Below are 8,974 nucleotides of genomic sequence, written 5' to 3'. Positions count from 1 at the left end.
AGCGCGGAGAGTCGTTCGGCGGCTTCCGCTTCACTGATGGGCGGGAACAGGCACGAGAAGACGGCCCGGGCGTAGTTCTCGGTCTGCAACAGGCCCGGCATGACGTGGTTCTCGTACGACAGCAGGGACAGCGCGTCCGCCTCGTACTCGACGAAGTCCTGCACGAAGGCCGGAAAGCGCTCCTTCTCCGGAACCTTCTGCACCGCAACCGCCAACGCCCCCTTCGTCTCCAGGAGTTCGTCCAGCGTCTCGGCCAGGTCGATCTTCAGCGGTCTGCGGCCCTGCTCGATGGAGCCGATGGTGTCCTCGTGGAGCCCGACCCGCTCGGCAAGGGCGGGCTGGGTGATCCGGGCGGCCCGCCGGAAGTGGCTCAACTGGGCTCCGATCACATGCCAGGACGTGATCCTCTTCGGTTTGTTCGCCGGGTGCATGCGCACTGCTTTCCCCTCCCCGTACGCGGCCGACACGGCCGCAGGTCGTACATCGAATCTGTACGACTTCACGCTGTGGCCCAGCATAGTCACTCCCTGTGACATTGGAGCCATGCAGAAGGAGATCCAGACGCTTCAGACCCGAACCGCCCTGTACCGCCGGGAGCGCCACTCCGTGGCTCTGGCCAGGGAGTTCACCCGTACCGCGCTCGCCGACTGGGACCTGAAGCAACGGGCGGAAGACATCGTGCTCTGCGTGAGCGAACTGGCCACCAACGCCCTCCTGCACGGCGTCCCGCCGGGCCGTGGCTACCGGCTGTGGCTGTCTCTGCCGGAGGCCGCGCGCGGGACGCTACGCATCGAGGTGCACGACAGCGGTGGTGGCGAGCCGTGCGTACCGGCGGCCGCCGTCACCGGCGACGCGGAGGCCGGGCGCGGGCTGCTGCTCGTGGCCGCGCTCGCCGACGCGTGGGGCATCGGCGAGCGCCTACCGGGGAAGGTCGTGTGGTGCGAGTTCCGCCGGGGTGAGGGGGACGCCGGCGAGGGCTACGGGAGGGCGTGAACGTGCGGCCCGACCGCGTTGGACCACGCATTACCACTCGCCGCGTCCCAGTTCGTGGACCAGGTCATGGCGCCCCGTACGCCCGGATACGTCCGGGACGGCTTGAACGAGCCGCAGCTCGTCCCCTTGGCGAGGCAGTCCAGGGCGGCGTTGACGACGCTCGGGGCGACGTACCCGCTGCCCGCGCCCCGCGTGGAGGCGGGCAGGCCCAGGCCCACCTGGGACGGGTCGAGGCCGCCTTCGAGCTGGATGCAGGCCAGCGCGGTCAGGAAGTCCACGGTCCCCTGGGAGTACACCTTTCCGTCACATCCCAACATCGACCCGCTGTTGTAGTACTGCATGTTGACGACGGTGAGGATGTCCTTCACGTTCAGCGCCGTCCGGAAATAGCTGCCGGACGTCGACTGCATGTCGATCGTCTGCGGCGCCATGGTGAGCACGAGCCGGCCGCCCGCCTTCTGGGACAGCGAGCGCAGGGCCTGGCTCATATAGGTCGGATTGAGGCCGTTTTCGAGGTCGATGTCGACGCCGTTGAAGCCGTACTGCTGCATCAGCGCGTACACGCTGTCGGCGAAGTTGGCGGCCGAGGCGGAATCGTTGACCGAGACCGTGCCCTTCTCGCCGCCGACGGAGATGATGACGGACTTGCCGGCCGCCTGCTTGGCCTTGATGTCGGCCTTGAACTGGTCGACGGTGTAGCCGCCGAGGCCGGCCGAGTCGAGGTTGAAGGTGACCGCGCCGGGCGTGGTCGTGGCATCGGCGAAGGCGACCGCGATGATGTCGTACTGGTTCGGTACGTCGCTGATCTTCTGGACCGTCGCGCCGTTGTTGAAGTTCTGCCAGTAGCCGGTGACCGCGTGCTTGGGGACGGAGGGGTCGGTTCCGCCGCCTGAGGGGGTGGTCGTCGCGGTGACTTCGGCCGAACGGGCCGACTCCCCGGCGGCGTTGGTGGCGGTGACCTGGAAGCGGTAGGTGGTGGAGGGGGAGAGTCCGGTCACCGTCGCCGAACTTCCGCCGGTGGTCGTTGCCTTCGCCCCGTCGCGGTAGACCGTGTAACCCGTGGCGCCGGAGACCGGGTTCCAGGAGAGCGTGACCGAGGACGACGTCACGGAGCCGGCCGCCAGGCCCCCGGGCGCCGCCGGGACCTGGGGCCCGGGGTCGGTACCGCCCCCGCCGTCCGGCCCCAACACGCTGAAATCGTCGGCGTAGTAGGCCGGTTGCCCGTACCAGCCATGGGTGTAAACGGTGACGGAGGTCGTGCTCGGGCCCGTGGTGAAGCTGGTGACGAGCTGCTGCCACCCGGTGGCCGAAGGCGTCCAGGTGGACACGTCCGTGGTGCCGGTGCCCGACGCACCCAGGTACACGTAGGAGCCCTGGACGTACGCGCTGAGCCGGTACGTCGAGTTGGGCTTGACGGCGACGATTTGCGAGCAGTTGGCGTTGTCCGAGGCGGTGGGGGTCGCCTTGAGGGCAGCGGTGTCGCTGTGCACGGGTGAGCTGACGGAGGTCCCGCTCCCCGCCGAACAGGTCCAGTTGCTCAGACCCGACTCATAGCCGGCGTTCTTGGCGACGTTGACGTCGGCGGTGGCGGAAGCAGGGGCGGTGGCGGCAGAAGCGGGGGTGGTCCCGGTCGCGGTTGCGGTGGCCGCCGCGGTGGCGAGGACCGCCAGGACGGACGTGATCACGCGTCTGTGACGCCAGGGTCTGATGCGGGTGCGTGCTGCTGCGGTACGAGGCATACCTGTCTCCTGTGCCGAGGGGGAAACCCGAGGACTGCACGAGACGGTGGCCACCGCTGACGAGGGGCCGTTGCCGACCCTGCGCACAGAATGGTTCAGACCAATGCGCCGGTCAAGAGGTGTGACGTGGACAGGCGGTACCGCGCGGTGCGGCTGTGGCCGGTACGGAGGGGATGGAAGTCGAGCGGGGGCGCCGCCAGTTATGCGGGCCGAATTGCCGCCCCGCCCAAACGGCAAGGTAATTGAAGCTGAAAAGAACCGCGGCCCGGCTTTCCCGGCCTGGCCTTTCAGTCGCCCTGACGCCCCGTGTCCAACGCTCCGTTGTCAGTGCCGTATGCCAAAGTATGTTCGAGCAGTTGAGCAGGGATTCGGGGGAGGGCTCGGTCCGTTATGTCTTTGATCGATGAGGTGGCGGCGATTCATGCCGGTCAACCAGATCCGGCCGCGCTCGTGGGCGAATTCCGGCGCACGCATGTCTTGATTCCGACGGTCAACGACACGCTGCTCTCCACCGAGTTGGACGGCATCCGCTGGCTGTACGCCTTCACCGACGAGGAGGCGCTGTCCCGTTTCGCGCTGGGCCGTGGTGCGGAGCCAGGCGCGGAGTGGCGGTACGTGTCCGTGTCCGGCGCCCGCGTCCTTGACGTGCTGATTCCTGCCGTCGACAGCCCTACGGGGGTGGCCCTGGACGCGGGCAGTGAACAGGGCGCGCTGTTCCCGCCGGTGAGTGGAATCGTGCCTGACCGGGTGGCCATCGACGTCGCCGCCGTATCGGATGACGGTATATCCGATGGCATATCGGACGTTTCGCGCGAGGGGGGGGAGCGTAAATGGGCCTGATGAGCGGAGACGGCTACCAACTGGAGCCGGAAGCATTCGAGCAGCTCACCAAGGGCATCAGGGCCGCAACAGCCGAGCTCAAAGAACTCGGCTTCGACGTGGAGGCCCAACTGGGGCGCGGTTTCGACCGATTGTCCTTGGACAACATGGAATGTGGCGATGACGGCTTGGCCGCCGTCCTGGACTCCTTCTGCGACCGCTGGGGCTGGGGCGTACGCACCCTGATGCAGGACGCCAACGAATTCTCCAAGAAGCTGGGTATCACGGCCGGCCTTTACTACGAGCAGGAGCAGTACTTCTCGGACACCCTGAAGCAGACCGTGAACGCGGCGATGGGCGACCCGAACCTGACCGCGGAGAAGTTGCACAAGCGGTCCTGGGACAAGGTCATCGGCGACAACCCGTTCACCCAGGTGGCGAACGCCGACTTCGACCCCCACTCCGAGGCGTCGCGGAAGTCGCGCAAGGAGATGCTGCAGGCGGGTGACCAGTTGCTCCAGGACGTCCAGTCGGTCCCGGACCGCATCAAGAACGGCGGGGAGGACGTGGAGGTCACCACGGGCTTCTACGAGGCGGGGAAGCCGCACGGTCAGCAGGGGCAGCAGGGGCACGGGGGTAGCGGCAAGTGAGCATATTCAGCGATGGGTTGGACGCCCTGGGGGATGGGGCCAGCAAGATCACGGGGGCCATCGAGCGCGGCGCGGGGGAGGTGGTCGACAAGGGCGCCGAGCTGACCGGTGACGCGCTGGAGACGGTCGGACTGGACGGCGCGGCGCACGCGGTCCGTAATGGCGGCGCGAAACTGGCCGGCGCCCTGGGGGCACACGTCGACGAACGCCAGCTCGGCGAGACCGAGGACCCCAAGGAACTCATCCATGGCGACCCGGGCAAGATCGCCGAAACCGCGTCCCACCTCAAGGACTTCTCCGCCGCGTTCGACCGGGTGGCGAACGGCATGCGCAAGCTGGGCTCGGGCCAGCACTGGAGCGGTAAGGCGGCCGATGCCTTCCGTGAGGCGTTCGACATGCACCCCAAGCAGTGGATGCACGCCGCCGACGCCTGCGGCGACGCCTCCAAGGCGCTGGCGTCGTACATGGAGACGGTGATCTGGGCGCAGGGCAAGGCCGCCGACGCGATCGAGAAGTACCACAACGCCCAGGAGGCCACCCGCCGTTCCTTCGAGGCGTACAAGGCCCGCGTCGAGCGCTACAACTCCCAGGCCGACGCCTACAACGCCGCCGTCGATCAGGGCCAGGACCCCGGCCCCATGCCGCAGGAACCGACCGTCGAGGCAGACCCGGGCGCCGAGGGCCGCGAGGCCGCCGAGGACATGCTCAAAAGCGCCCGCAGCCAGCGCAACGAAGCAGCCGAGCGCGCCCGCAACGCCATCAAGGCCGCCTTGGCGCATGCGCCCGAGAAACCGGCACTGACCCAACTCGCGGGCGCGGCGCTCAAGGACGGCAGCGAGGCAGTCGTCCTGGAGCACCTACACATGGCTGGTGGTGCCTTGAAGGCCGGCGCCGACACCCTCAAGCTCGGCCGCAAGATCAATCCGCTGGACCCGTACAACGTCACGCACCCGTTCCAGTTCATGGACAACACCGCGATGACCCTCATGGGCCTGGCCCAGGCACCTCTTCACCCGGTGGAGACGGCCAAGGGGATGCTGGGGTCGGGCTGGGGCAGCGATCCGGGCGACGCCTGGGGTTCCATGTGGGTGAACATCCTTGGGGGGAAGGGCGCAGGAGGGCTCGGCAAGACCGCGGCCAAGGCGGGCGCGAAGGAGGCCGCCGAGAACGCGGCCCGCACCGCGGCCAAGGAGGGCGGCAAGCGCACCGTCCGGGACCGCCTGCGTACGGCATGGTGCAAGACCTTCGGCAGCGACCCCATCGACATGGCCACCGGCCGCATGCACCTGCCGCAAACGGACATCACCCTCCCCGGCAGCCTCCCCCTCACCTTCTCGCGCACCTTCGAGTCGTCCTACCGCACCGGCCGCTGGTTCGGCCCGACCTGGATGTCCACGGTCGACCAGCGCCTGGAGATCGACTCCGAGGGCGTCATCCTCATCGGCGAAGAGGGCAACTTCCTCCTCTACCCCCACCCCGCAGTCGGCGTCCCCACCCGCCCGATAGAGGGCGACGGCGCCCCACTCGAACTCACCCCCGACGGCGACTACTTACTGGCCGACACCGTAACGGGCATCCGACGCTACTTCACCACCTACACCGACCACCTCGCCGTCCTCGACGAGATCTCCGACCGCCACGGCAACCACCACACCTTCGACTACACCGAAGACGGCACCCCGCTCGCCATCACCCACAGCGCCGGCTACCGCCTCCTCTTCACCACGGAGGAGCGCCGCATCACTGCCCTCCACCTGGCCGGCGCCGCCCCCGACGGCAGCGACCAACTCCTCGTCACCTACGGCTACGACGAACTCGGCAACCTCACCACCGTCACCAAGTCCACCCACCTCCCCCTCCGCTTCACCTACGACGACGCCGGCCGCATCACCTCCTGGACCGACACCAACAACAGCAGCTACCACTACGTCTACGACGACGCCGACCGCTGCATCACCCAGGGCGGCATCGAAGGCCACCTCCGCGGCGACTTCACCTGGGGCGACCCCGACCCGGAAACCGGCCTGCGCACCAACCACCACCGCAATTCCCTCGGCCAGGTCACCACTTACCAGGTCAACGACCACCACCACATCGTCGCCACCACCGACCCCACCGGCGCCACCACCCGCACCGTCCGCGACGCGGCCCACCGCATCCTCTCCACCACCGACCCGCTCGGCCGCACCACCACCATCGACTACGACGAAGCCGGCCGCCCGACAACCGTCACCCTCCCCGACGGCTCCACGTCCACCACGACCTACGACACTGACGGCAACCCGGTTGCGGTCACCGGCCCCGACGGCACCACCTGGACCCACACCTACAACGCCACCGGCAACCGCACCTCATCGACGGACCCCACCGGGGCGACCACCACCTACACCCACGACACCCGCGGCAACCTCGCCTCCGTCACCGACGCCCTGGGCAACACCACCCACCTCTACTGCAACAAGGCCGGCCTCCCGCTCTCCGTAACCGACCCCCTCGGCGCGGTGACCCACTACCGCCGCGACGCCTTCGGCCGAACCACGTCCATCACCAACCCCCTCGGCGAAACCACCCACATGGTGTGGACGGTCGAAGGGAAGCTGGCCGCCCGCATCGACCCCACCGGCGCCACCGAGCAGTGGACCTACGACGGCGAAGGCAACCGCACCTCCCACACCGACCCCATCGGCCAGACCACCCACTACGAATACGGCCACTTCGACCTCCTGGTGGCCCGTACCGACCCTGACGGCGTCCGCTACGACTTCCTCCACGACACCGAACTCCGCCTCACCCAGGTCACCAACCCCCAGGGCCTGACCTGGAACTACGCCTACGACGCCGCCGGCCGTCTCGCCTCCGAAACGGACTTCGACAACCGGGCGCTCACCTACACCCACGACCCCGCCGGCCAGCTCTCCACCCGCACCAACGCCCTCGGCGAGGTCACCACCTACACCCGAGACACCCTCGGTCGTATCACCGAGAAGGATGCCGCGGGTCTGCTGACGACCTACCTCCACGACGCCTCGGGCAACCTCCACCAGGCAGCGAACCCCGACGCCACCGTCACCTACACCCGCGACATCCTGGGCCGTGTCACCGCCGAATCCGTGAACGGCCGCACGATGTCGTTCACCTACGACGCCCTGGGCCGCCGCACCTCCCGCACCACCCCCACCGGCCACACCACCACCTACACCTACGACGCAGCCGGCAACCGCACCGCCATGGACATCGCCGGCCACGTCCTCACCTTCGACCACGACGCCGCCGGCCAAGAGCTCACCCGCACCATCGGCGACAACCTCACCCTCTCCCACACCTGGGACCCCACCGGCCGCCTCATCTCCCAGTCCCTCACCACAGCCGGAACCGGCACCTCCCAAACCCCCCACACCGCCGCCGCGGAGGTGGAACAGGTCCTCTCCCGCTCCTACACCTACCGCCCCGACGGTCACCTCACCGCGATCGACGACTCCCACACCGGCCGCCGCACCTTCGACCTCGACCGCGCCGGCCGCGTCACCGCCGTCCACGCCACCGACTGGACCGAGACCTACGCCTACGACGCCGCCGGCAACCAAACCCACGCCACCTGGCCCGACCGCCACCCCAACCCCTCAGCCCGAGGCGAAAGGTCCTACGAGGGCACCAACATCACCCGCGCGGGCCGCATTCGCTATGAACACGATGAGCTGGGGCGGGTCACTCTCCGCCAAAAAACGCGTGTTTCTCGTAAGCCGGATACCTGGCACTACAAATGGAACGCAGAGGGGCGTCTCGCATCCGTAGTCACCCCGGACGGGACCACCTGGCGCTACCTGTATGATCCGTTCGGCCGCCGCATTGCCAAGAAACGCTTAACTGAAAGTGGCCGTGCAGTTGCTGAGGAGATCAACTTCGCGTGGGACAGGTCAATCCTTGCGGAGCAAAGCGCCTTTACGTCGCGATCTAGCACGGCAATTTCCCTTACCTGGGATCACGAAAGAAACGCACCTGTAGCGCAAATCGAACGCAAGATCCCGGTATCGGGGTCCTTGGGTGCTGAGCCAGAGACAACTGACCAGCGCTTCTTCGCGATGGTCACCGATCTAGTTGGTGCGCCGACGCATCTCCTCTCCCAATCTAGTGATGTTTCTTGGCGGACTCGAACAACGCTCTGGGGTTCCACTACGTGGAATGCGGATGCATCTGCGTATACTCCTTTGCGTTTCCCGGGGCAATATTTTGACCCTGAGACGGAACTCCATTACAACTATCAGCGCTTCTATTGCCTAGACGCTGGACGTTACCTCTCCGACGACCCCTTGGGATTGGCTCCCTCGTCAAATCCTGCCACGTACAGCCGGAATCCTCTGACGCGGATTGATCCGCTCGGGCTTTTCAGTTGCCAAGCGTCAAAGGGTGGAGGGAGGGTGGCTCAAGAGTACGGAGAAGCTTACGAGCACCACCTTGTTCAAAAGCTGGGGGGAGGGGGCGGGTTCTCCGAGATGGGGCGCCAGTTCGACGGTGCATTTATCCATCCCAAAACTGGCCGCGGAACATGGTATGAGGCAAAATCAGGGCAGTTCTGGGAGAATATCATTGCCAACCCGAAGAGGTTGAACAAGTTCCTGTCCACGGAGGGGCAAAAATTCGGGATAGCGTCCGATAAGGGGATTGACTACATGGTCATATCGGAGAACCCTATACCGGAGAAAATTTCGAACTGGCTGGACAAGAAAGGGATACCGTGGGAGATTATCCCTCAAGCATGAAACGAGGTGGTGAGCG

At 66.9% G+C, this 8,974-nt stretch carries 6 protein-coding genes; 4 read left to right on the top strand and 2 right to left on the bottom strand.

Features of this window, described 5'->3' with window-relative positions; translation table 11 throughout:
- The coding region (locus tag ACGF4C_RS20575; RefSeq protein WP_393568074.1) for a Scr1 family TA system antitoxin-like transcriptional regulator at positions 1-431 on the bottom strand (431 nt) is incomplete at its 3' end.
- Between the two features lie 112 nt (positions 432-543).
- Between ACGF4C_RS20575 and ACGF4C_RS20570 the strand changes: the two genes are divergently transcribed.
- On the top strand, positions 544-993 hold the full coding sequence (locus ACGF4C_RS20570) for an ATP-binding protein (RefSeq protein WP_393568072.1): 450 nt from the start codon (positions 544-546) through the stop codon (positions 991-993).
- On the opposite strand, the gene ACGF4C_RS20565 is transcribed toward ACGF4C_RS20570, so the two are convergent.
- The gene (locus ACGF4C_RS20565) at positions 978-2,732 is read right to left on the bottom strand and encodes a chitinase (RefSeq protein ID WP_393568070.1); all 1,755 of its coding nucleotides are present in this window, start codon (positions 2,730-2,732) and stop codon (positions 978-980) included. The two genes, ACGF4C_RS20570 and ACGF4C_RS20565, sit on opposite strands and share 16 nt — an antisense overlap.
- 390 nt (positions 2,733-3,122) lie before the next feature.
- Between ACGF4C_RS20565 and ACGF4C_RS20560 the strand changes: the two genes are divergently transcribed.
- Genes ACGF4C_RS20560 through ACGF4C_RS20550 form a run of 3 tightly spaced genes read left to right on the top strand, consistent with a single transcriptional unit; the run spans position 3,123 to position 8,958 of the window.
- A complete protein-coding gene (locus ACGF4C_RS20560) occupies positions 3,123-3,572 on the top strand; it encodes an SseB family protein (RefSeq protein ID WP_393568068.1) in 450 nt (149 codons plus the stop codon).
- A complete protein-coding gene (locus ACGF4C_RS20555) occupies positions 3,563-4,201 on the top strand; it encodes a hypothetical protein (RefSeq protein ID WP_393568066.1) in 639 nt (212 codons plus the stop codon). The genes ACGF4C_RS20560 and ACGF4C_RS20555 overlap by 10 nt, the downstream gene beginning before the upstream one ends.
- Complete coding sequence (locus ACGF4C_RS20550; RefSeq protein ID WP_393568065.1) at positions 4,198-8,958, top strand: putative T7SS-secreted protein; 4,761 nt, start codon at positions 4,198-4,200, stop codon at positions 8,956-8,958. The genes ACGF4C_RS20555 and ACGF4C_RS20550 overlap by 4 nt, the downstream gene beginning before the upstream one ends.
- Positions 8,959-8,974 lie beyond the last annotated feature (16 nt).

This window comes from Streptomyces sp. NPDC048197 (genome assembly GCF_043202395.1).
Classification (GTDB): domain Bacteria; phylum Actinomycetota; class Actinomycetes; order Streptomycetales; family Streptomycetaceae; genus Streptomyces; species Streptomyces siderophoricus.
This window is presented reverse-complemented; position numbering and strand designations above follow the sequence as displayed.

Excerpts from the sequence above, each read along its gene's own strand:
- ACGF4C_RS20560 (WP_393568068.1), top strand. The coding sequence starts at position 3,123 with ATGTCTTTGATCGATGAGGTGGCGGCGATTCATGCCGGTCAACCAGAT.
- ACGF4C_RS20570 (WP_393568072.1), top strand. The coding sequence starts at position 544 with ATGCAGAAGGAGATCCAGACGCTTCAGACCCGAACCGCCCTGTACCGC.
- ACGF4C_RS20565 (WP_393568070.1), bottom strand. The coding sequence starts at position 2,732 with ATGCCTCGTACCGCAGCAGCACGCACCCGCATCAGACCCTGGCGTCAC.
- ACGF4C_RS20555 (WP_393568066.1), top strand. The coding sequence starts at position 3,563 with ATGGGCCTGATGAGCGGAGACGGCTACCAACTGGAGCCGGAAGCATTC.